The following is a 22682-nucleotide window of genomic DNA, read 5'->3' on the forward strand; positions in this document are numbered from 1 at the left end:
CGGTGGGGAGGGTCTGTGTATCGGGGGTGTATGCAGTGTGCAACGTCATCCTTGGTGTTCCTTTTTTGGTTGGTGTGGTGTCTGGGGGAGGTGCCTGGGCCGTGCCAGGCTGCCGGCCTTGCACGGCACAGCGGTCGTGCAGGCCATCAGCGAAGGGGCTGGCCTTCAGCTGGCAGATGGCTGGGGCGGCAGCGGAGTGGGCTGCGCCTGTGCAGTGGATGCTGCAGCCGCAGTCGGCGTTGCTGGCGCTGTGGCTGCTGTCGGCACTGCCGCAGGGGCCGGACGCAGCATGCGCACCACCATGCCTGCCGGGCCCGTCTGCCACCAGCGGGCGCTGCCGCGTGTGTTTTCACCCATGGCCTGGGTCAGACGGTCCAGCACGATGGCCAGCAGCACAATGCCCAGGCCGCCCACGGTGGCCAGGCCCATGTCCAGGCGGCCGATACCGCGCAGCACCATCTGGCCCAGACCGCCGACGGCGATCATGGAGGCGATGACCACCATGGACAGCGACAGCATCAGCGCCTGGTTGATGCCGGTCATGATGGACGGCATGGCCAGCGGCAGCTGCACTTTCCACAGCAGCTGCAAGGGCGAGGCGCCGTAGGCGCGGCTGGCTTCGATCAGGTCCGGACGCACCTGGCGGATGCCCAGATTGGTCAGGCGGATCAGCGGCGGCAGCGCGAACACGATGGTCACGATCACCCCCGGCACATTGCCGATGCCGAACAGCATCACCACCGGCACCAGATACACAAAGGCCGGCGTCGTCTGCATGGCGTCCAGCACCGGGCGCATCCAGCGCTGGGCGCGGTCGCTGCTGGCCAGCACGATGCCCATCGGCAGGCCGATGACCACGCAGAACAGCAGCGAGGTCAGCACCAGGGCCAGGGTCACCATGGCTTCGGACCAGATGCCCAGTGCCGCGACGATCAGCAGCGAGATGGCCGAGCCGACGGCCAGCTTGCGGCTGGCGAACTGCCAGGACAGCAGGGCAATCAGCAGCACGAGCACCGGCATGGGCACGGCCAGCAAGGTGTCGGTCACGCCGTTGAGGGTGGCATCGATGGGGGTGCGCACCGCCTGGAAGAAGGGGCGGAAATGCTCGACCACCCAGCCCAGGCCGTCATTGATGGCGTCCTGCACTGGCAGGCCTTCGGTGGTGATCTGGTGCCACAGGGCCGTCAGGCCGCTCTGGCTGCTGTCATCCACCGGGGTGGATGTGGCCGGGGTGCTGAGCCAGTCCATGCCGGCGTCGGGCGCACCGGCGCTGCCGCCCCAGGGGTCGGTGCCGGCATCGGTGGCGTTGGCCGTGGGCGCATCGGCCTGCACGCTGCTGGCTGCCCAGGGATCGTCGACCGCGGCATCGGCGGACGGGGTGTGCATCGGATTCGGGGCGTCCTGTGCGGTGCTGGCGGCCCAGGGATCGTCCTGCACCGGGGTGGTGGTGTGCAAATCGTTCATGCGGCATCTCCGGTCTGGTTATGGACAGGCGCGGCAGGCTGGGCATGCGGCGCCACGGCGGGTTCCGCCGCATGCACGGGGAACTTCGGATTCAGCTGGATGGGCGGCACTTCGATCTGGGGCGGCGGCACGGGCGGGGTGTCGCGGTCCAGGAACTTGAGCATGGTGGTGCGACTGACCACACCGAGGAAGCTGCCGTCCTCGTCCACCACGGGCAGCGGGAAAGGCACGGCCGCCACCGGGCCGAACAGATCGGCCACCGGTGTGCTGCTGGCCAGCGGCACGGCGTTGGGGATGAAGGCGTGCTGCAGTGCGCGCATGCCGGGCTGGCCTTGCAGCGCATCCCGCAGGGACTGTGAAGAGACCACGCCCAGGTAGCGCTTGCGGCTGTTGACCACATAGGCGTGGTCGCGGTCGGAGTCCTCGATCAGGCGCAGCGCGGCGCGGCAGCCGCGGTCGCTGTGCTCGGAGATGATGGTCATGGCCTGGCGGGCGATGTCGGCAGCCTTGAAGACCGAGGCCGCATCCACGCCGCGCACAAAGTTGCGCACGTAATCGTTGGCCGGGCTGCGCAGGATTTCATCGGGCGTGCCCACCTGCACCACCTGGCCATCCTTCATGATGGCGATGCGGTCGCCAATGCGCATGGCTTCATCCAGGTCGTGCGAGATGAAGACCACGGTGCGCCGCTTGATCTGCTGCAGGCGCAGGATTTCGGACTGCATCTCGGTGCGGATGATGGGGTCCAGGGCGGAGAACGCCTCGTCCATCAGCAGGATGCTGGGGTCGGATGCCAGGGCACGGGCCAGGCCCACACGCTGCTGCATGCCGCCCGACAGGGCATCGGGGTAGCTGGCACCCCAGGCGCCCAGGCCGACCTGCTCCAGCGCTTCCTGGGCGGCTTTTTGGCGCGTGGGCTTGTCCACGCCGGCCAGTTCCAGGCCGAAGGCGGTGTTGTCCAGCACCGTCATGTGGGGCATCAGCGCGAACGACTGGAACACCATGGAGATGTCCTTGCGGCGCAGGGCGCGCAGGTCGCGGTCGTTGAGCTGGTTGATGTCCTGGCCATCCACCACGATCTGGCCGCTGGTGGGCTCGATCAGTCGGTTGAGCAGGCGCACCAGCGTGGACTTGCCCGAGCCGGACAGGCCCATGATGACAAAGACCTCGCCGGCCTCGATGGTGAAGTGGGCGTCGAACACGCCGATGGACTGGCCGGTGCGCTGCAGGATGTCTTGTTTCGACAGCCCCTGCTGCACCAGGTCGAGCGCAGCCTGCGGCTGGTCGCCGAAGACTTTGAACACATGCTCGATGCGGATTTGTTTGGCCACTGGTTTCTCTCCCTCATTGGTTTTGGAGGTTGAACACAGTGCAGCCGCGCCATGGGCATGCCCATGGCGGCCTACACGCGAAGCCGGAAAACGTGGGGCCCGATGCACTGGCGCAGCGGGGAACACCCGTTGCGCCACATTGAAGGGCAGGTATGGCAGGGCCCGCATGGCACGCGAGGGTGCGCAAGGGCCGCAGGAGCGAGGGAGGAAGTCAACGGTCAGACCGCCGGTTGCTTTCCCTCGGAGCGGGTGGCGGCGCAAGGCCGAAAGCCACCCGGATGAAAGTCCGTGCATCAGGGCCGGAGTCCGGCCTGTGGCGGCATCGCGTTGCGTGGCAACGGTGCGCGCCAGAGTCAATCCACCCGCAAAAGGGATGGATTACCTGCATGGCAGGTTGTTAATGAAGCCTTTATTCTAACTATTCGTTATGTTGCTGTCAATGATTTTTTTGCGTTGCAGCATTCGCGGGGCTGGCAACGGCGGGCTTCATGCTTTCTCCCGCTGGCAACGGAGCGGAAAAAGCAGCAACCCCGGAACCTTGCGGTAGCCGGGGTTGCATGCGGGCAAAAACGCCCCGATGGGCGCTTTGCAGAGGGGACTCAGTGGGCGCTGCGGCTGGCGTGGCTGCTGTGGATCAGCTTGTCGGTGAAGGCAATGGCCAGGGCGCTGAGCAGGAAGACCACATGGATGATGGTCTGCCACATCAGCACCTGCACTTCATAGTTGCCGGCGTTGATGAAGCTCTTGAGCAGGTGGATGGAGCTGATGCCGATGATGGACAGGGCCAGCTTGACCTTGAGCACCGAGGCGTTCACATGGTCCAGCCACTCGGGCTGGTCGGGGTGGCTGTCCAGGCCCAGTCGGCTGACAAAGGTTTCGTAGCCGCCGACGATCACCATGATCAGCAGGTTGGAGATCATCACCACGTCGATCAGGGCCAGCACCACCAGCATGATGACGGTCTCGTTCAGGCCGGTAATGGTGGCTTCGGGTTTGTAGCCGATGTTGGTGATCAGTGCCTGCAGCGCTTCCTGGCTGCCGAAGGCGGCTTCCACCAGGTGCAGCAGCTCGATCAGGAAGTGCCAGACATAGACACCCTGGGCTGCGATCAAGCCCAGGTACAGCGGCAGCTGCAGCCAGCGGCTGGCAAAGATCAGGGCTGGCAGGGGACGCAGGGCCACGGGCGTGGACGAGGGGGGGGAGGCAGGAGACTCGGATTTCGGGTCAGCGTGGGCCATGGTGGGTCAGAGGATGGTTGAAGGAAACCGTAGCAGCGAAGCGCTGCTGGGCGGGCATTGTATGCGGCGGCATTGTGGAAACCCGAGGGGGAAGGCAGGGCTTTTTGCGGGCTACAGTGGGAGATAGACGGCGAGTCAGTGGTATGTAAGTGCCCGACACGACAGTACGCCGCAAACAAACCCTACAAGTGCAAGGAGACTCAGCCATGAACGCACCGACCAACGCCATCGAATCCGTGCTGGTGGAAAACCGCGTCTTTCCCCCATCCGATGCGACCCAGAAGGCAGCCCGTGTGTCCGGCATGGCCGCTTACGAAGCCCTGTGTGCCGAAGCGGACAAGGACTATGAAGGTTATTGGGCCCGCCTGGCCCGTGAAAACGTGGTGTGGACCAAGCCCTTCACCCAGGTGCTGGACCAGAGCAATGCCCCGTTCTTCAAATGGTTTGCCGACGGCGAACTGAATGCCAGCGCCAACTGCCTGGACAAGCACATCGGCACGCCGGTCGAAAATAAGACCGCCATCATCTTTGAAGCCGACGGCGGCGAGGTCACCAAGGTCACCTACAAGGAACTGCTGGCCCGCGTGAGCCAGTTCGCCAACGCGCTCAAGGCCCGTGGCGTGCAAAAGGGCGACCGTGTGCTGATCTACATGCCCATGACCATCGAAGGCGTGGTGGCCATGCAGGCCTGCGCGCGCATCGGTGCCACGCACTCGGTGGTGTTCGGCGGCTTCTCGGCCAAGGCGGTGCAGGAACGTATCGTGGACGTGGGCGCCAGCGCGGTGGTCACGGCCAACTACCAGATGCGTGGTGGCAAGGAGCTGCCGCTGAAGGCCATCGTCGACGACGCGCTGGCGCTGGGCGGCTGCGATGCGGTCAAGACGGTGCTGGTGTACGAACGCACACCCACGGCATGCGCCATGGTGGCCGGCCGTGACATCACCTTCACCGAAGCGCTGGCAGGCCAGTCGACCGAATGTCCGGCCGTGCCGGTGAATGCCGAGCACCCGCTGTTCATCCTCTACACCAGCGGCTCCACCGGCAAGCCCAAGGGCGTGCAGCACAGCACCGGTGGCTACATGCTGTGGGCGCGCCAGACGGTGAACTGGACCTTCGACATGAAGGACAGCGATGTGTTCTGGTGCACGGCCGACATCGGCTGGATCACCGGCCATACCTATGTGGCCTACGGCCCGCTGTCGGCGGGTGCCACGCAGATCGTGTTCGAAGGCGTGCCGACCTTCCCGAACGCCGGCCGCTTCTGGCAGATGATCGAGCGCCATGGCTGCACGGTGTTCTACACCGCGCCCACGGCCATCCGTTCGCTGATCAAGGCCGCGGATTCCGACGAGAAGGTGCACCCCAAGAACTGGAACCTGTCGTCGCTGCGTATCCTGGGCAGCGTGGGCGAGCCCATCAACCCCGAAGCCTGGATGTGGTACTACAAGCACATTGGTGGCGAGCGCTGCCCGATCGTGGACACCTTCTGGCAGACCGAAAACGGCGGCCACATGATCACGCCTCTGCCTGGTGCCACCCCGCTGGTGCCCGGTTCGTGCACCTTGCCGCTGCCCGGCATCACCGCGGCCATCGTCGATGAATCCGGCAACGACATGCCCAACGGCGCCGGCGGCATCCTGGTGGTCAAGAAGCCCTGGCCGTCGATGATCCGCAACATCTGGGGTGACCCCGAGCGCTTCAAGAAAAGCTACTTCCCCGAAGAGCTCAAGGGCTACTACCTGGCCGGTGACGGCGCCGTGCGCAGCGAAGACCGCGGCTACTTCCGCATCACCGGCCGCATCGACGATGTGCTGAACGTCTCCGGCCACCGCATGGGCACGATGGAAATCGAATCCGCGCTGGTATCCAAGACCGATCTGGTGGCGGAAGCCGCTGTGGTGGGCCGCCCGGACGACCTGACCGGCGAAGCCATCTGCGCCTTCGTGGTGCTCAAGCGCCCGGTGCCGACCGGCGAAGAAGCCAAGGCCCTGGCCAACGAACTGCGCAACTGGGTGGCCAAGGAAATCGGCCCCATCGCCAAGCCCAAGGACATCCGCTTTGGCGAGAACCTGCCCAAGACCCGCAGCGGCAAGATCATGCGCCGTCTGCTGCGCTCCATCGCCAAGGGCGAGGCCATCACCCAGGACACCAGCACGCTGGAAAACCCTGCGATCCTGGAGCAGCTGGCCAAGACCAACTGATTCAGAACGCCGCGCAACGCGGACACCGGGTGCTCTGCGACAGCTGCGGCCCTGATGCTTCGGATGCGGTACCGCCGCACCCGTTTATGCCACCGCCACAAGCGGTGGCTTTTTTCTGGGCTGGCGCAAACAAGCGCCAATGTGGCGCGGGACAGGGGCCATTCCTACCTGGGCTGAATCCAAGATGCGTTACAAATGCGGCGAAGGGCAGGCAGTAGTGCCACGCCCGCTGACCGGACCTTGGAGATTTTCATGAAAGCAAGAACCGCTTTGCTGACCTTGATCGTGCTGCTGATCGTGTTCCTGGCCACGATGAACTGGCAGGCGCTGAACCAATCCACGCCCGTCTCGTTGGGCTTCACTGCGGTGGAGGCCCCGCTGGGCCTGATCATGCTGTGCCTGACGGCGCTGCTGGCCATCTTCTTTGTGGCCTACGTGGTCACGCTGCAGGGTTCGGTGCTGATGGAGACGCGCCGGCACAACAAGGAAATGCTGGCCCAGCGCGAGCTGGCCGACAAGGCCGAGGCCTCGCGCTTCACCGAGCTGCGCACGGTGCTGGAGCTGCGCCACCAGGAAGCGCAGCAGCAACTGCTCAACCGCCTGGATGCGCTGGAAGAGCAGTTCAAGGCCCGCGCCCAGGAAAGTGACAATTCCACCGCCGCCTATGTCGGCCAGCTGGAGCAGCAGCTGCGCGCCGGCGTGGCCGCCGACTGGGGCAGCGGCAAGGGCCATGCGGCCAAACCGGCCGAAGGCCGCGCCGATCCGTTGCTCTGATGACGGTGCTGCTGCAGCCGGGCCCGCGCCCGGTGCGCAGGCAGCGACGGTGGCGCAGGGGACGCATGCGCCAGGTAAAAAAGAAAAAAGCCGCTGGGCACAGGCCAGGCGGCTTTTTTGGTGGGCCGAGGTCGCGCGGCCCTGCGGCGGGTGCCCGCGCGGTGCGGGATTACTTCAAGTTCAGAATCCAGGCCGCCAGCTTCTTGGCATCGGCTTCGCTGACCTGGGTGTTGGCAGGCATGGGTACGGGGCCCCAGACGCCGCTGCCACCCTTGACGATCTTGGCCGCCAGCTTGTCCGCAGCGTCCTTCTGGCCGGCGTACTTGCCGGCCACGTCCTTGTAGGAGGGGCCCACCAGCTTCTTGTCCACGGCATGGCAGGCCATGCAGTTCTTGGACTGGGCCAGCGCCAGATCGGCCATGGCCGGGGCGGCAACGGACAGGGTCAGGGCCAGGGTGATCAGAACACGCTTCATAGCTACTTTTTCCTCGAGGGCTTTGGCAGAAGTGGGGGAAACAGGGTCGGATTGTAGGCCCGGCCGCAGGCGGGTGCGCATTCCCTGCAAGCGGGTGGATGCCATGGGGTTATTGGGGTTGGCAGGGCGGTGGCGCCGGTACGCACCAGAAGGCTGATATCGCGTTTTGCGATGGCTGGCTCGGTCGCCAGCAGGGATTTGCGCCTGCGCCTTCGCGGGGTGGCTGGGTGATAATCTGCGGTGATCCTGCGTGGGATGGACGGTGGCAAACCGGCCGCTGCACGCAGGCCTGCAGACCTTTGCTACAACGACATTCCCCATGCCCGCATACCGTTCCAAAACCTCCACCGGCGGCCGCAACATGGCAGGTGCGCGCGCCTTGTGGCGTGCCACAGGCATGAAAGATGGCGACTTCGAAAAGCCCATCATCGCCATTGCCAACTCCTTCACCCAGTTCGTGCCCGGCCACGTGCACCTGAAGGACATGGGGCAGCTGGTGGCGCGCGAGATTGAAAAGGCCGGCGGCGTGGCCAAGGAATTCAACACCATCGCCGTGGACGATGGCATCGCCATGGGCCATGACGGCATGCTGTATTCGCTGCCCAGCCGTGACCTGATTGCCGATTCGGTCGAATACATGGTGAACGCCCACTGCGCCGATGCGCTGGTGTGCATCTCCAACTGCGACAAGATCACCCCCGGCATGCTGATGGCCGCCATGCGCCTGAACATCCCGGTGATCTTTGTCTCCGGCGGGCCCATGGAAGCGGGCAAGACCAAGCTGGCGAATCCCGAGACCAAGACCATCGAGTTCAAGAAGCTGGATCTGGTGGACGCCATGGTGATCGCCGCCGACCAGCGCTATTCCGACGCCGAGGTAGCAGAGGTGGAGCGATCGGCCTGCCCGACCTGCGGTTCCTGCTCGGGCATGTTCACCGCCAACTCCATGAACTGCCTGACCGAGGCGCTGGGCCTGTCCCTGCCCGGCAACGGCACTGTGGTGGCCACGCACGCCGACCGTGAAGCGCTGTTCCTGCGCGCCGGTCGCCGCATTGTGGAGCTGGCCCGCCAGCACTACGAGCAGGACGATGCATCGGTGCTGCCGCGTGCCGTGGGCTTCAAGGCCTTCGAGAACGCTATCACGCTGGACATCGCCATGGGCGGGTCCACCAACACCATCCTGCACCTGCTGGCGATTGCCAAGGAAGCCGATATCGACTTCACCATGGCCGACATCGACCGCCTTTCGCGCGTCGTGCCCCAGCTGTGCAAGGTCGCACCCAACACGCCCAAGTACCACATCGAAGACGTGCACCGCGCCGGCGGCATCATGGCCATCCTGGGTGAGCTGGACCGTGCTGGCAAGCTGCATACCGATGTGCCTACCGTGCATGCCAAGACGCTGAAGGAAGCGCTGGACCAGTGGGACATCGTGCGCACGCAGGATGAGGCCGTGCGCCACTTCTACATGGCTGGCCCGGCCGGCATTCCCACGCAGGTGGCTTTCAGCCAGAGCACCCGTTGGCCCAGCCTGGACCTGGACCGTGCCGAGGGCTGCATCCGCAGCTATGAGCATGCGTTCAGCAAGGAGGGCGGCCTGGCGGTGCTGACCGGCAACATCGCCCTGAATGGCTGCGTGGTGAAGTCCGCCGGGGTGGATGAATCCATTCTGGTGTTTGAAGGCACGGCCCATGTGGTCGAGTCGCAGGACGAAGCCGTGGAAAACATCCTGGCCGACAAGGTCCAGGCCGGCGATGTGGTGATCGTGCGCTATGAAGGCCCCAAGGGCGGCCCCGGCATGCAGGAGATGCTGTACCCCACCAGCTACCTCAAGTCCAAGGGCCTGGGCAAGGCCTGCGCGCTGCTGACGGACGGACGTTTCTCTGGCGGTACCTCGGGTCTGTCCATCGGCCACTGCTCGCCCGAAGCCGCCGCTGGCGGCGCCATCGGCCTGGTGCAGAACGGCGACAAGATCCGCATCGACATTCCCAACCGCACCATCAATGCGCTGGTCAGCGATGAAGAACTGGCCCGCCGCCGCGAAGTGCAGAACGCCAAGGGCTGGAAGCCCGTCAAGCCGCGTCCGCGCAAGATCTCAGCCGCACTGAAGGCCTACGCCATGCTGGTCACCAGCGCGGATACCGGCGCCGTGCGCGACCTGTCGCTGCTGGACGATTGAGCGACGGGTATTGCGGGCTGCATCTGCTGCATCTACCAAGGGCAGGGCTGTGAAATCCTTCAGGCAGGAGCCCACGCAGCGCGCTTGATGTGCGCAGGCACCCGCCACGCCCGCCAGAAAAAACTGCCCCATCCTGTGGATGTGGGCGGTTTTTTCATGTGCAGCCAGGACCACAGGCACAAGGCATGCGGCGTGCGCTTCTTGAGCGCAGCACTGGCCGTTGCTGCGGACAGCGCTTCCGGGTTCCGGGCTTGCCTGGCGAGGTGGCTGGGCCTCTTTGGCTCCAGCTGGGCATGCCATCCCGGAGCCTGGAAGGCGCAGCGCAAGCCGTGCCCCGGTACTGTTCCCCGACGGGCGACCTGTGCCGGGGGGCTCCTGATGCTGCACCATGGATGAACAAGGGATCTTCCTGGGACCTGGAAGCGCATGCATGCCGGTGTCCGGGTTGTACAGAGCCATCTTCGTTCGTCAGAGGCCCTATGAAACCGACCTGGTCACAGCGGCTGCGCAAGAGCTTCCAATCCCTGGGGCCCGGGCTGATCACCGGGGCTGCCGACGACGACCCCAGCGGTATTGCCACCTACTCCCAGGCCGGGGCGCAGTTCGGCTTCTCCATGCTCTGGAGCATGGTCTTCACCTTGCCGCTGATGGCGGCCATCCAGATCATCAGCGCGCGCATCGGCTATGTGACGCGCCGTGGTCTGGTGGCCAATATCGGACAGGCCTATCCCCGCTGGGTGCTGGTGTCCACGGTCACACTGCTGGTCGGTGCCAACACCCTGAACATTGCCGCCGATCTGGCGGCCATGGCCGAGGCATTGCGGCTTCTGCTGGGTGGTTCGGCCCATGTCTATGTCGTCAGCTTCGGGATGCTGTGCCTGCTGCTGCAGGTGTTTCTGCCTTACCGCCTGTATGTGCGCGGGCTGAAATGGCTGACGCTGGCCTTGCTCGCCTATGTGGCGGTGGCATTGACCATTCCCCTGAACTGGGGCGACGTGCTGCGCGCGGTGGTGTATCCGCGCTTGACGCTCAGCAACGAAGTGCTGTTGATGGTGGTCGCGCTATTTGGCACCACCATCAGCCCCTATCTGTTTTTCTGGCAGGCGGCACAGGAGATGGAAGACCTGCGCGGCGGCCCGGTGCATTCGCTGCAGGAGGTCCGGCACCATCTGCGCCGGATCAAGTTCGACACCATCCTGGGGATGACGTTCTCGAACCTGATTGCTTTCTTTGTCATCCTGAGCACGGCCGCCACCTTGCATGCGGCAGGACTCACCCATATCGAAACGTCCGCGCAGGCCGCCGAAGCGTTGCGGCCGGTGGCCGGCGACCTCACATTTTTGCTGTTCAGCCTGGGCATCATCGGTACCGGCATGCTGGCGGTGCCGGTGCTGGCAGGGTCTGCCGCGTATGCCGTTGCAGAGGCCTTCCGGTGGGAAGGCACCTTGAGCGCGTGCCTGGGGCAGGGAGAGGGCCGTGGTTTCTACGGGGTGATCGCATTTGCCACATTCGGCGGCGTGGTGCTGTGCTTCACCCCGACAGACCCTGTGAAAGAGCTGTTCTGGGCGGCGGTGCTCAACGGGGTGATAGCGGTGCCCATCATGGTGGTGATGATGCTGCTGGCCACCCGGCGGGACACCATGGGCGCGCACACCATAGGCCACCGTCTGCGTGCCTTGGGGTGGCTGGCCACGGCGGCCATGGCGGCCACCGTGGTGGCCATGCTGGTCACGCTGTGATGGCCTGGCGCGGATGGTGAAGACGGGGAGGCCTGCGGCGCGCCGGGCTCATGGCTCCCAGCGCCCGGCCACGTTCTTCAGCAGGGTGTTGATGGCCGCCAGGCGCCGGTTCTGCACGCTGATCAGACTGTTCTGTGCGCTCAACACCGTGGTCTGTGCCGACAGCACATTCAGATAGGCCACGGTACCGGCCTTGTACTGGTTGTTGGCCACGTCCAGCGCCTTTTGCGCGGCGACCACGGCTTCGGTCTGCACCTGCTGTTCCTGGGCCAGGTGGGTGGCGGCCACCAGGTTGTCTTCCACCTCCTGCAGCGCCGTCAGCACGGTCTGCTTGTAGCTGGCACCTGCCAGATCCAGCGCTGCGCGGGCCGACTCCACGGCAGCCGAGCGGGCGCCGCCGTCGAACAGGCTCACTGCCATGGCCGGACCCAGCGACCAGAACAGATTGGGGGCACTGAGCAGGTGCGACAGCGTGCTGCTGCGATAGCCGCCTGCCGCCGACAGCGTGAGCGCCGGAAAGTAGGCGGAACGCGCCACGCCCACCTGGGCATTGGCCGCGGCCACGCGGCGTTCCGCCGCCGCAATGTCGGGGCGCTGCTCCAGCAGGGTGGAGGCCAGCATGCCCGGCACCTGCGGCGCAGCCGGCAGCTGCCCGGTGACGGGCAGGCTGAACTGGGCGGGCGCCAGGCCCAGCAACGCGGCCAATGCATGCCCGTACTGGGCGCGTGTGGTCCGGGCCTCCAGCAACTGGGCCTGGGTGCTCTTGTACTGTGATTCGGCCTGGGCCACGTCGGCCGACGATGCCACGCCTGCGCGGTAGCGGTTCTGTGTCAGCTGCCAGCTTTGCAGGTAAGCCTGCAGGCTGTCCTGCAGCACCTGCATCTGGGCTTCGGCCGCGCGCAGCGCGATATAGGTTTGTGCCACGGTCGCCTGGCTGGACAGGCGCGCGGCGGACAGATCGTCCTGGCTGGCCTGGGCGCTCAGCTGGTCGGCCGCCACCTGGCCGGACAGCCGCCCCCACAGATCCAGCTCCCAGCTGGCGCTCAGACCGAGCGAGTAGCTGTTGTTGATGCCGGCACTGCCACCGTTGCCGTTGCCCGTGCTGCCGCCTGCACGGGCCCGGCCGGCGCTGCCCGATGCGCCCAGCGTCGGCAGCAGGCCGGCCCGGCTGCTGGCCACCGCGGCCTGGGCGGCACGCAGCCGGGCCACGGCCTGTTCCACGCCGGGGCTGCCGGCGGCAGCCTGCTCCTGCAGCCGGTTCAGCGTGGCATCGCCATACAACGACCACCAGGAGGTGGGCACGGCAGCCGCAGCATCGCCTGGCGTGGCGCCATGGCGGGCGGGCTGCCACACCCCCCATTCGGCGGCAGAGGGTGTGGCTTCCTTGAAGGTGGCAGGCACATCCAGCGCCGGGCGTTGGTAGGTGGGTGCCATGGAGCAGCCGGTCAACCCCAGCACCAGGACTGCCGCAACGGGCCAGGGCGATTTCAGATCAGCGAACGGATTCAGCGCGCGCCATGGCATTGGCAGGCCCTTTTGATGCATAGCTTCGGTCCAGACAATCATGCAGGTGTTCCGGGTGTGGCAGTCACATTCCCCTGGCGCTGCCAGGTGCGCAGCCAGCGGGTGCGCACACGGTCCAGCAGCACATAGACCACGGGTGTGGTGTAGAGCGTGAGCAACTGGCTGACCAGCAGGCCGCCCACAATGGCAATGCCCAGCGGCTGGCGCAGCTCAGCCCCGTCACCCCGGCCCAGCGCCAGCGGCAGCGCCCCGAAGATGGCGGCCATGGTGGTCATCAGAATGGGGCGCAGCCGCAGGTTGCAGGCACGGTAGATGGCCTGTGCGGCCGTGGTGTGACCGGCTTTCTCGCGCTCCAGCGCGAAGTCGATCATCATGATGGCGTTCTTCTTGACCAGGCCGATCAGCAGGATCACGCCGATGAAGGCGATCAGGGAGAACTCGGTCTTGCACAGCATCAGCGCCAGCAGCGCGCCCACGCCGGCCGATGGCAGGGTGGAGAGGATGGTCAGCGGGTGGACCAGGTTTTCATAGAGGATGCCCAGCACCAGATAGATGGTGAGGATGGCCGCCAGAATCAGCAGCGGCTGCCCTGCCAGCGCTTGCTGGAAAGCGCCCGCCGTGCCGCTGAAGCTGCCGCGCATGGACACCGGCATGCCCAGGTCCGCCATGGCCTGGCGGATGGCGTCATTGGCCTGCGACAGCGAGACCCCGGGCGGCAGGCTGTAGCTGATGGTGCTGGCCGGTGTGCCGCCTTCGTGGCTGACCGTCAGCGGGGTGTTGGTGGTGGTGATGCGGGCAAACGCTGTCAGCGGCACCTGCTCGCCACGGCTGTTGACGAAGAAGAAGCCGCGCAGCGTCTCCGGGCTCTGCAGGAACTGGGGGGCCGCCTCCATCACCACACGGTACTGGTTGAGCGGGTTGTAGATCACTCCCACCTGGCGCTGGCCGAAGGCGTCGTTCAGGGTGTTGTCGATCTGCGCCACCGTCAGCCCCAGGCGGGTGGCCTGGTCGCGGTCGATCACCAGCGTGGTCTGCAGGCCGTAGTCCTGCACGTCGCTGTTCACATCGGTGAGCTCCGGCAGGGTGGACAGCACCTGGCGGATGCGCGGCTCCCAGGTGCGCAATTCGGCGTTGTCGTCGGCCTGCAGCGTGAAATCGTAGGAGGCCATGCTCTGGCGGCCGCCGATGCGGACATCCTGCTGTGCGACCATGAACAGGCGCGCACCGGGCTCGTTCTTGAGCTTGTCGCGCAGGCGGTTGATGACCTCGTCGCTGGACACCTTGCGCTCGGACAGCGGCTTGAGCGACATGAAGATGTTGGCGGCATTGCGCTGCCCGCCGCCGGTGACGCCGGTCACGTATTCCACCGCCGGGTCCTGCTGCACGATGGCCAGAAAGCGCTGGATGCGCCGCTCCATGGCCTGGAAGGAGGTGGACTGGTCGGCGCGGATGAAGCCCATCACCCGCCCCGTGTCCTGCTGGGGCATGAAGCCCTTGTCGATGGCCACATACAGGTAGACGTTCAGCCCGATGACCGCCAGCAGCACCAGCAGCACCAGGGGCTGGCGGCGCAGGCTCCATGCCAGGGTGCGGCGATAGCCGGCGGTGAGCGCGATTTCCCCCCGGCCGATGGCCGCCGAGATGCGCTGCCAGAAGCCTTGCCAGCGTTGCCGCCAGGCACTGCGCTGCCCCTTGCGCGCCTGCAGCCGGGCCTGCTGTGCCGGTGTGCGCAGCAATGCCGCGCACATCATGGGCGTGGTCGTCAGCGACACCACCATGGACACCAGAATCGCCGCGGACATGACCACCGCGAACTCCCGGAAGAAGCGCCCCACGATGCCGCCCATGAACAGAATGGGCACGAACACCGCAATCAGCGACAGGCTCATGGACACCACGGTGAAACCGATTTCCCGGGCACCCTGCAGGGCCGCCTGCAAGGCCGACTTGCCCCGCTCCATGTGGCGCATCACGTTCTCCAGCACCACGATGGCATCGTCCACCACAAAGCCCGTGGCCACCGTCAGGGCCATCAGCGACAGATTGTCCAGCGTGTAGCCGCACAGGTACATGATGCCGAACGTGCCCATCAGCGAGGCCGGCACGGCCACGGCGGGAATCAGTGTGGCCCGCCCGTTGCGCAGGAACAGGAACACCACCAGGATCACCAGGGCCACCGAGATGGCCAGCGCGCGCTCCACCTCCACCACGGAGGCCCGCAGCGTGGGGGTGCGGTCGGAGACGATGGTCATGTCGATGGCTGCCGGAATGGATGCCTGCAGCTGCGGCAGCAGGGCACGCACCCTGTCCACGGCTTCCAGGATGTTGGCGTCCGGCTGTTTGAAGATCTGCAGCAGGATGGCGGGCTTGCCGTTGGCCACGCCGAAGTTGCGCACGTCCTGCACCGAGTCACTGACCTCGGCCACATCCTGCAGCCGCACGGCATAGCCGTTGTTCCAGCTGAGCACCAGCGGCGCATAGTCGGCCGCCTTGGACGCCTGGTCGTTGGTGCCCACCTGCCAGTAATGGTCCTCGCGCTCCACCGCCCCCAGGGGCCGGTTGGCGTTGGTGCTGGTGATGGCGGTGCGCACCTGCTCCAGCGAAATGCCGTTGGCCGCCAGGCGCACCGGGTCCAGTTCCACCCGCACGGCGGGCAGGGCACCGCCGCTGATGCTGGCCTGGCCCACGCCTTCGACCTGGGAGAGCTTCTGCGCCAGCACAGTGGAGGCGGCGTCATACATCTGCCCACGGGTGAGGCTGGAAGAGGTCAGCGCCAGGATCAGGATGGGCGCATCGGCCGGGTTGACCTTGCGGTAGGTCGGGTTGCTGGGCATGCCCGAAGGCAGCAGGGTGCGCGCCGCGTTGATGGCGGCTTGCACGTCGCGCGCGGCGCTGTCCACGGTGCGCGACAGATCGAACTGCAGGGTGATGCGGGTGCTGCCCAGGCTGGAGCTGGACGTCATTTCATTGACGCCGGCAATTGATCCCAGCGCCCGCTCCAGCGGCGTCGCCACGGTGGCCGCCATGGTGTCCGGCGCGGCCCCGGGCAGGCTGGCCGTGACCGAGATGGTGGGGTAGTCCACCTGCGGCAGCGGCGCCACAGGCAGCAGGAAATAGGCCACGCCACCCAGCAGGGCCATGCCGATGGTCAGCAGCATGGTAGCAATCGGGCGGAAGATGAAGGGGGTGGACAGGCTCATGTCTCCTCCCGGGCGCACATCTGGCGCGGCCGACACGGCGGAAGTGGCTGGCAGAGGGGCTCAGGCATGGCCGTCCTCCTGCACATCGGCTTCGCTGCGCGGCAGGTGCTGGACCGCCGGCAGGCCATGGCGCACGCGCCAGCGCTCGGCCCAGCCCTCGAACGTGAGGTAGATCACCGGCGTGGTGAACAGCGTCAGCAACTGGCTGAGCAGCAGCCCGCCCACCAGCGTGACCCCCAGGGGGTGGCGCAGCTCGCTGCCCACCCCGGTGCCGATCATCAGCGGCAGCGCGCCCAGCAGGGCCGCCAGGGTGGTCATCAGAATCGGACGGAAGCGCAGCAGACAGGCCTGGTGGATGGCGGCCCGCGCGCCCATGCCGCCCTCGCGCTGGGCTTCCAGCGCAAAGTCGATCATCATGATGGCGTTCTTCTTGACGATGCCGATCAGCAGCACGATGCCAATGATGGCGATGATGTCCAGGTCCAGCCCGGACACCAGCAGGGCCAGCAGCGCACCCACCCCCGCCGACGGCAGCGTGGACAGGATGGTGATGGGATGGATGGTGCTCTCATACAGCACGCCCAGCACGATGTACATGGTCACCACGGCCGCCAGCACCAGCAGCAGCGTGTTGGACAGCGAGGCCTGGAAGGCCAGTGCCGCCCCCTGGAACTGCGCATCCACCGAGAGCGGCAGCTGCCCGCGCGTGCGCAGGGACTGGATTTCCTGCTGCGCAGCCTCCACCGCATGGCCCAGCGACACGCCGGGCGCCGTATTGAAGGAAATGGTGGCGGCCGGCAGCTGGCCGACGTGGTTGACGGCCAGGGCCATGGGGCGCTCGCGCACCGTGGCCACCGAGGTGAGTGGCACCGGCTTGCCGGCGCTGGAGGCCACATGGATGGACTGCAGTGCCTCCGGGCCCAGCTTGAACTGGGGCGCTACTTCCAGCACCACCCGGTATTGGTTGGACTGGGTGAAGATGGTGGAGATCAGCCGCTGGCCGAATGCGTTGTAGAGCGCCGTGTCCACGGCGGCAACGGTCACCCCCAGCCGGCTGGCCTGGGCGCGGTCAATTTCCACATAGGCCTGGCGCCCCTGATTCTGCAGGTCGCTGCCCACATCCAGCAGCTGCGGCAGCTGGCGCAGCCGCTCCACCAGGGCCTGGGTGCTGGTTTCCAGCTGGGGCATATCGGGCGAGGACAGCAGCAGCTGGTACTGGGTGCGCGCCTGCCGGTCTTCGATCGTCAGGTCCTGCACTGGCTGGGCATACAGGCGGATGCCGGGCACCTGGGCGGCGGCATCGCTCAGGCGCCGCAGCACGGTGGGCATGGCGTCGCGCTGGCCGTGGGCCACCAGGTCGATCTGGATGCGCCCGGTGTTGAGCGTGGTGTTGCTGCCATCCACGCCGATGAAGGAGGACACGCTTTGCACGGCCGGATCCTTCAGCAGCTGTGCGGCCAGGGCCTGCTGGCGCTCGGCCATGGCCGCAAACGAGATGGACTGGTCGGCTTCGGTGGTGGCCGCAATGGTGCCGGTGTCCTGGTCGGGAAAAAAGCCCTTGGGCACGGCAAAGTACAGCAGCACCGTGATCGCCAGCGTGGCCAGGAAGACCAGCCAGGTCAGGGCACGGTGGTCCAGCACCCAGTCCAGCCAGCGGCCGTAGCGGACGATGACGCCATCGAACCACCGGGCCACGGCGTCTGCCGTGCGGCCCCAGGCAGTGCGTGCCGGCGCCGGGACACTGCTGGCTTCAGCCTGCGGCTGGTGGTGCAGCAGCCGCGCGCACAGCATGGGGGTCAGCGTGAGCGACACCACCGCCGAGATCAGGATGGCCACCGCCATGGTGATGGCGAATTCATGGAACAGACGGCCGACCACATCCCCCATGAACAGCAGCGGAATCAGCACCGCGATCAGCGAAATCGTCAGCGAGATGATGGTGAAACCGATCTGCTTGGCGCCCTTGAGCGCGGCCTGCATCGGTGGCTCGCCTTTTTCCACGAAACGGGCGATGTTCTCGATCATCACGATGGCATCGTCCACCACAAAGCCGGTGGAGATGGTCAGGGCCATCAACGTGAGGTTGTTGATGGAAAAGCCCGCCAAGTACATCACGCCGAAGGTGCCGATCAGCGACAGCGGCACCGCCACACTGGGGATGAGCGTGGCCGAGGCGCTGCGCAGGAACAGAAAGATCACCATCACCACCAGGGAGATGGACAGCGCCAGTTCCCACTGCATGTCCTCCACCGAGGCCCGGATGGTGACCGTGCGGTCCGTGAGAATGTGCACATCCAGCGAGGCTGGCAGCGTTTCCTTCAGCTGGGGCAGCAAGGCCTTGATGGCGTCCACCGTGTCGATCACGTTCGCCCCCGGCTGGCGGCGGATGTTGAGAATCACCGCCGCGCTGGCGCCCTGTGCCGGCGTGCCGGCCCAGGCGGCCAGGCGCGTGTTCTCGGCGTCGTCCACCGTCTGCGCCACATCGGCCAGGCGAATGGGGTTGCCGTTCTTGAAGGCGATCAGCAGGTTGCGGTATTCGGAGGCGGACTGCAGCTGGTCATTGGCGTCGATGGTGGAGGCGCGATAGGGGCCATCAAACCCGCCCTTGGCGGCCTTGACGTTGGCCGCAGCAATGGCGGTGCGCACATCGTCCAGCGTCATGCCGTAACTGGCCAGGGCCGTCGGGTTGGCCTGGATGCGCACAGCCGGCCGGCGCCCGCCGGCAATGGCCACCAGACCCACGCCCTTGACCTGGGACAGCTTGGGTGCCAGACGGTTTTCCACCAGGTCGTTGACGCGGATCACCGGCAGCGAAGGCGAGGTGATGGCCAGCGTTAGCACCGGCGCATCGGCCGGGTTGACCTTGCTGTAGAGCGGGGGCATGGGCAGGTCGCCGGGCAGCAGATTGGCCCCGGCATTGATGGCGGCCTGCACCTGCTGCTCGGCCACATCCATGGACATGTCCAGCGAGAAGCGCAGGTTGATGACGGATGCGCCCCCCGAGCTGGTGGACGACATCTGGTCCAGTCCCGGCATCTGACCGAACTGGCGCTCCAGCGGTGCCGTGACATTGGACGTCATCACGTCCGGGCTGGCGCCGGGGTAGAGCGTGGTGACCTGGATGGTGGGGTAGTCCACCTCCGGCAGGGCCGAGATGGGCAGCAGCCGGTAGGCCAGGATGCCGGAGATCAGCACCGCCACCATCAGGAGCGAGGTGGCGATAGGCCGCAGAATGAAGAGGCGGGAGAGGTTCATGGTGGCCGAAGACGCCTGTGGCGTGTGTGTCTGGTGCAGGTCCGTTCACATACGACCGTGTCAACGGCCACCGCCGGCACCGGCCGCCGCATTGCCTGTGCCTGCTGCGGAGGCCCCCGCTGGCGCGGTGGCGCCCGGCTGGCCGGCGGGCGCCAATCCTGGGGCTGGGGCTGGGGCTGGGGCACCTCCACCGCCATTTGCGGAATTGCCCCGTTCGGCGCGCAGCTTCTGGAAGAAGGCCTTGCGCTCCTCGGGGCTCATCTTGGCCACCTGTTCACGCTGCGCGGGCGTCAGATTGCGCATGCTGCGCGGCTGGCTGGCGGCGTCCTGCACGGCCTGGTCCACCTGCTGCACCTTGCCTGCAGCGATCACCGTGACGGGTGCGCCTTCGCGCAGGCGGTCGATGCCATCGGTGACCACCTGGTCGCCCGGCTGCAGCTCGCCCTGCACGCTGACGCGATCGCCATCGGTCACCCCGACCTTGATCTTGCGCTGCGTGACCGTGTGGTCGGCCTGCACCAGATACACATAGTTGTTCTGCACGGCCGTGGCGGGCACGGTCAGCACCTGTTCCAGCCGGTTGACCTGCAGCCGTACATTGACGAACTGGTTGGCAAACAGGCCGCCTTCGGCATTGGCGAACGCTGCCTTGGCCTTGACGGTGCCGGTGGTGGTGTCAATGGCGTTGTCCAGCGCATTCAGCCGGCCTTTGCCCAGCAGCTGCTTTTGCTCACGGTCCCACAGTTCGACCGGCAGCTCGGTGCCTTGGGCCAGTTGCAGTGCCAGGGTGTTGACATGGGCCTCGGGGATGGCGAACACGGCGTCAATCGGCCGCACCTGGGTGATGGTGACCAGCCCGTTGGCGTCCGACGGGTTCACCACATTGCCCAGATCTGCCTGGCGCAGACCCAGCCTGCCCGCAATGGGGGCCGTCACCTTGGTGTAGCTGAGCTGCAGTCTGGCGGCGTCCACCTGTCCCTGGTCTGCCGCCACCGTGCCTTGCAACTGTCGCACCAGTGCGGCCTGGGTATCGACCTGCTGGCTGGCAATCGAATCCTGGGCGAGCAGTGCCTGGTAGCGCTGCAGATCCAGCAGGGCATTCTTGAGCTGGGCCTGGTCGCGCTGCAATGCGCCCTGGACCTGGCCCAGCGTGGCCTGGAAGCTGCGCGGATCGATATCAGCCAGCAACTGGCCTGCCTTGACTTCGTCGCCTTCCTTGAAGTGCAGCTTTTGCAGCTCGCCCGAGACCTTGGCTCGCACCACGGCGGTGGCCCGGGCATTCAAGGTGCCGATGGCACTGATGAGGACGCGCACATCGCGCCGGTCCACGACGCCGACGGACACGGGCTGGGCAGTGGTTCCCGCACCGTTTCGGTTCGGACCGCCTCGGCCGCCGCTGCGGCCAGGGTCTGCCGGTGCGGAAGCTCCCGTGCCACCAGACCCGGTCTGGCGGTGCCCCTGCCACCACCATGCTGCAGCGACCGCCAACAGGATGGCAGCAGCAAGCGCGAGCCAGGGCAGCAAGCGCCGCGACCGTACGCCAGGGGGGAAACGCATAATTCACTCCAGATGACAAGTGTCGCCATGCTAGCGCTGCTGCGCCGTCTTTTTGCAGGCTTTACGCCAGTTGAAGCGCCCGTCAGTATCTGGCAAGCACGCCGCCTTGCTGCCCTGGAGGGTCTGCAGCTTCCGGGGTCCGTATCGCGCGGCAGGGTGGGCGCGGTTTGCTTGGCATCGGGTGGGGCCGGTAGACCGCCGGCTGCCTGTCCGCACCCGCTCGCACCCCGGTCGGGTCGTCGGTCTGTCGGCCGTCCACTCCTGCGGACCCGCCTGCCTTCCGGTGCCCGAAAGGGGCGGCAACTGCCACCCGGTTTTTCCGTACCGCAATTCAAGGCACCCTTGTCTGTGCATGCTGCCGTCCTCCATCTGGCGGGCGGTGGGCCTGTCGGCCGGCTGTGTACGGCCAGGGGCTCCCGGGTGGTTTGCGCCACGGGGCTGCGCCGCCGATCGTTCGGCCCGAAGGATCGGGGTGCATGGAAGGAAGGTGTGCCGGGTCCGGAAGAGGGCGCATGGCTTTCCATGGGCGGCAGTCCGGGTATGGGCTGTCATGGAAATATGTCACCTGCGGGACATCGATAATGGGCTGCGCGCAGCGTTGCGCCAAGGAGTTGTGGTGAGCAGTGGGTGGAGCAGAAACAGACGCCAGGCCGTGGTGGCCGTGGTGGCCGGGGTGTTGGGCATGGTGGGGTGTGCGGTGCAGGGGGGGGCTTTTGCCCAGACGGCTGCGCAGCCGACCTATCCGCAGCGGCCGGTCAAGCTGGTGGTGCCGTTTGCCCCGGGCGGCTCGACCGACATCGTGGCCCGCCTGGTGGCCGAAGCCATGCATGCGCCGCTGGGGCAGAGCGTGGTGGTGGAAAACAAGGCCGGTGCGGGTGGCATGGTGGGGGCCGAGGCCGTCGCCCGTGCCGCACCAGACGGCTATACCGTGGGCCTGGGCTCCATCAGCACCCTGGCGGTGAACCCGGTGGTGCTGCCGCAGGTGCGGGTCGATCCGCTCAAGGACCTGGCGCCGGTGCTGCCGCTGGCATCGATTGCGTCGGTGTTCTCGGTCCGGCCCGAACTGGGGGTCACGGACTTCGGCAGCTTTGTGCGCATGGCCAAGGCCCAGGGCGACCGTTGGGCGGTGGGCTCATCGGGCGTGGGCTCGGTGGGACATCTGATTCTGGCGGCCTTCAACCGCGATCTGGGCCTGCAGCTGCGCCACATTCCCTACAAAGGCATGGGGCCGGTGGTGCAAAGCGTTCTCAGCGGGGAAACGCAGATGCTGAGCGACCAGTACCCGTCGTCTGCCCCCCATATCCAGAACGGCCTGCTGCAGCCGTTTGCGGTGGCCGCCGAGGCGCGCGTGCCCGCACTGCCGCAGGTGCCGACCTTGGCCGAATTGGGCTATCCCGAGCTCAACAGCCTGGCTATCACCTGGTTCGGTCTGGTGGTGCCGGCAGGCACCCCCCAGCCGGTGGTGGCGCGGCTGAATGCCGCGGCCAATGCGGCACTGCAGCAGCCCGCCTTGCGCGCCCGGCTGGCCCAGCTGGGTGTGCAGCCTCTGGGCGGAACGCCCGCCCAGCTGCAGCAGATGGTGGTGCAGACCACTGCCGTGGTGCGCAAGCTGGTGCAGCAGGAACGGGTGATGGACGCCGCCCAGTAAGCGGTGTTCCGTGGTGCAGCGCCATCTGCGGATGCTGCACCGGCCGCGCTATCCAGAGCGGCTTGAACCGGATCTGCGGCGATAAAAAAAGCTCCCG

At 66.4% G+C, this 22682-nt stretch carries 13 protein-coding genes; 5 read left to right on the top strand and 8 right to left on the bottom strand.

What is annotated here, in order from left to right; genetic code table 11:
* Positions 1–165: 165 nt before the first annotated feature.
* From proW to KW830_RS17515, 3 genes are all read right to left on the bottom strand, one after another.
* Positions 166–1464: a glycine betaine/L-proline ABC transporter permease ProW gene (gene proW / locus KW830_RS17505; protein WP_192332984.1), complete on the bottom strand. Its 1299-nt coding sequence runs from the start codon at positions 1462–1464 to the stop codon at positions 166–168.
* A complete protein-coding gene (gene proV / locus KW830_RS17510) occupies positions 1461–2795 on the bottom strand; it encodes a glycine betaine/L-proline ABC transporter ATP-binding protein ProV (RefSeq protein WP_192332987.1) in 1335 nt (444 codons plus the stop codon). Before proV ends, proW begins: the two co-directional genes overlap by 4 nt.
* Before the next feature lie 599 nt (positions 2796–3394).
* A complete protein-coding gene (locus tag KW830_RS17515) occupies positions 3395–4033 on the bottom strand; it encodes a TIGR00645 family protein (protein ID WP_218333875.1) in 639 nt (212 codons plus the stop codon).
* Positions 4034–4239: 206 nt separating this feature from the next.
* Here KW830_RS17515 and acs point away from each other — a divergent pair, with 206 nt between their 5' ends.
* On the top strand, positions 4240–6234 hold the full coding sequence (gene acs / locus KW830_RS17520) for an acetate--CoA ligase (protein WP_218333876.1): 1995 nt from the start codon (positions 4240–4242) through the stop codon (positions 6232–6234).
* 252 nt (positions 6235–6486) lie between these two features.
* Positions 6487–7008 (top strand): LapA family protein, encoded by a 522-nt coding sequence (locus tag KW830_RS17525; RefSeq protein WP_255578766.1) that lies wholly within the window; start codon positions 6487–6489, stop codon positions 7006–7008.
* A 169-nt stretch (positions 7009–7177) separates the two neighbouring features.
* On the opposite strand, the gene KW830_RS17530 is transcribed toward KW830_RS17525, so the two are convergent.
* Positions 7178–7483: a c-type cytochrome gene (locus KW830_RS17530; RefSeq protein WP_218333877.1), complete on the bottom strand. Its 306-nt coding sequence runs from the start codon at positions 7481–7483 to the stop codon at positions 7178–7180.
* 319 nt (positions 7484–7802) lie between these two features.
* On the opposite strand from KW830_RS17530, the gene ilvD reads away from it, so the two are divergent.
* Together ilvD and KW830_RS17540 are read left to right on the top strand one after the other, a co-directional pair.
* Complete coding sequence (gene ilvD, locus KW830_RS17535; protein ID WP_218333878.1) at positions 7803–9662, top strand: dihydroxy-acid dehydratase; 1860 nt, start codon at positions 7803–7805, stop codon at positions 9660–9662.
* A gap of 479 nt (positions 9663–10141) precedes the next feature.
* Positions 10142–11401, top strand: coding sequence for an NRAMP family divalent metal transporter (locus tag KW830_RS17540; RefSeq protein WP_218333879.1), 1260 nt, complete (start codon positions 10142–10144; stop codon positions 11399–11401).
* 48 nt (positions 11402–11449) lie between these two features.
* Here KW830_RS17540 and KW830_RS17545 read toward each other — a convergent pair whose 3' ends face one another.
* From KW830_RS17545 to KW830_RS17560, 4 genes are read right to left on the bottom strand one after another with little or no spacing between them, the layout of a single operon-like run.
* On the bottom strand, positions 11450–12925 hold the full coding sequence (locus KW830_RS17545; RefSeq protein WP_218333880.1) for an efflux transporter outer membrane subunit: 1476 nt from the start codon (positions 12923–12925) through the stop codon (positions 11450–11452).
* A gap of 38 nt (positions 12926–12963) precedes the next feature.
* Positions 12964–16125, bottom strand: a complete 3162-nt coding sequence (locus KW830_RS17550; RefSeq protein WP_218333881.1) for a multidrug efflux RND transporter permease subunit — start codon at positions 16123–16125, stop codon at positions 12964–12966.
* Positions 16126–16185: 60 nt separating this feature from the next.
* Positions 16186–19380 carry a multidrug efflux RND transporter permease subunit gene (locus KW830_RS17555; RefSeq protein ID WP_218333882.1) on the bottom strand — a complete coding sequence of 1065 codons (3195 nt, stop codon included), beginning with the start codon at positions 19378–19380 and terminating at the stop codon, positions 16186–16188.
* Between the two features lie 60 nt (positions 19381–19440).
* The gene (locus KW830_RS17560) at positions 19441–20937 is read right to left on the bottom strand and encodes an efflux RND transporter periplasmic adaptor subunit (RefSeq protein ID WP_218333883.1); all 1497 of its coding nucleotides are present in this window, start codon (positions 20935–20937) and stop codon (positions 19441–19443) included.
* A 616-nt stretch (positions 20938–21553) separates the two neighbouring features.
* Between KW830_RS17560 and KW830_RS17565 the strand changes: the two genes are divergently transcribed.
* Complete coding sequence (locus tag KW830_RS17565) at positions 21554–22585, top strand: Bug family tripartite tricarboxylate transporter substrate binding protein (protein ID WP_370626152.1); 1032 nt, start codon at positions 21554–21556, stop codon at positions 22583–22585.
* Positions 22586–22682: the final 97 nt, after the last annotated feature.

This window comes from Comamonas sp. CMM03, assembly GCF_019218715.1.
Taxonomy (GTDB): domain Bacteria; phylum Pseudomonadota; class Gammaproteobacteria; order Burkholderiales; family Burkholderiaceae_C; genus Comamonas; species Comamonas terrigena.

Coding starts and splice junctions, on each gene's coding strand:
- KW830_RS17530 (WP_218333877.1), bottom strand. CDS start 7,483: ATGAAGCGTGTTCTGATCACCCTGGCCCTGACCCTGTCCGTTGCCGCC.
- acs (WP_218333876.1), top strand. CDS start 4,240: ATGAACGCACCGACCAACGCCATCGAATCCGTGCTGGTGGAAAACCGC.
- KW830_RS17560 (WP_218333883.1), bottom strand. CDS start 20,937: ATGCGTTTCCCCCCTGGCGTACGGTCGCGGCGCTTGCTGCCCTGGCTC.
- KW830_RS17550 (WP_218333881.1), bottom strand. CDS start 16,125: ATGAGCCTGTCCACCCCCTTCATCTTCCGCCCGATTGCTACCATGCTG.
- KW830_RS17540 (WP_218333879.1), top strand. CDS start 10,142: ATGAAACCGACCTGGTCACAGCGGCTGCGCAAGAGCTTCCAATCCCTG.
- ilvD (WP_218333878.1), top strand. CDS start 7,803: ATGCCCGCATACCGTTCCAAAACCTCCACCGGCGGCCGCAACATGGCA.
- KW830_RS17555 (WP_218333882.1), bottom strand. CDS start 19,380: ATGAACCTCTCCCGCCTCTTCATTCTGCGGCCTATCGCCACCTCGCTC.
- KW830_RS17515 (WP_218333875.1), bottom strand. CDS start 4,033: ATGGCCCACGCTGACCCGAAATCCGAGTCTCCTGCCTCCCCCCCCTCG.
- KW830_RS17525 (WP_255578766.1), top strand. CDS start 6,487: ATGAAAGCAAGAACCGCTTTGCTGACCTTGATCGTGCTGCTGATCGTG.
- KW830_RS17545 (WP_218333880.1), bottom strand. CDS start 12,925: ATGCCATGGCGCGCGCTGAATCCGTTCGCTGATCTGAAATCGCCCTGG.
- proW (WP_192332984.1), bottom strand. CDS start 1,464: ATGAACGATTTGCACACCACCACCCCGGTGCAGGACGATCCCTGGGCC.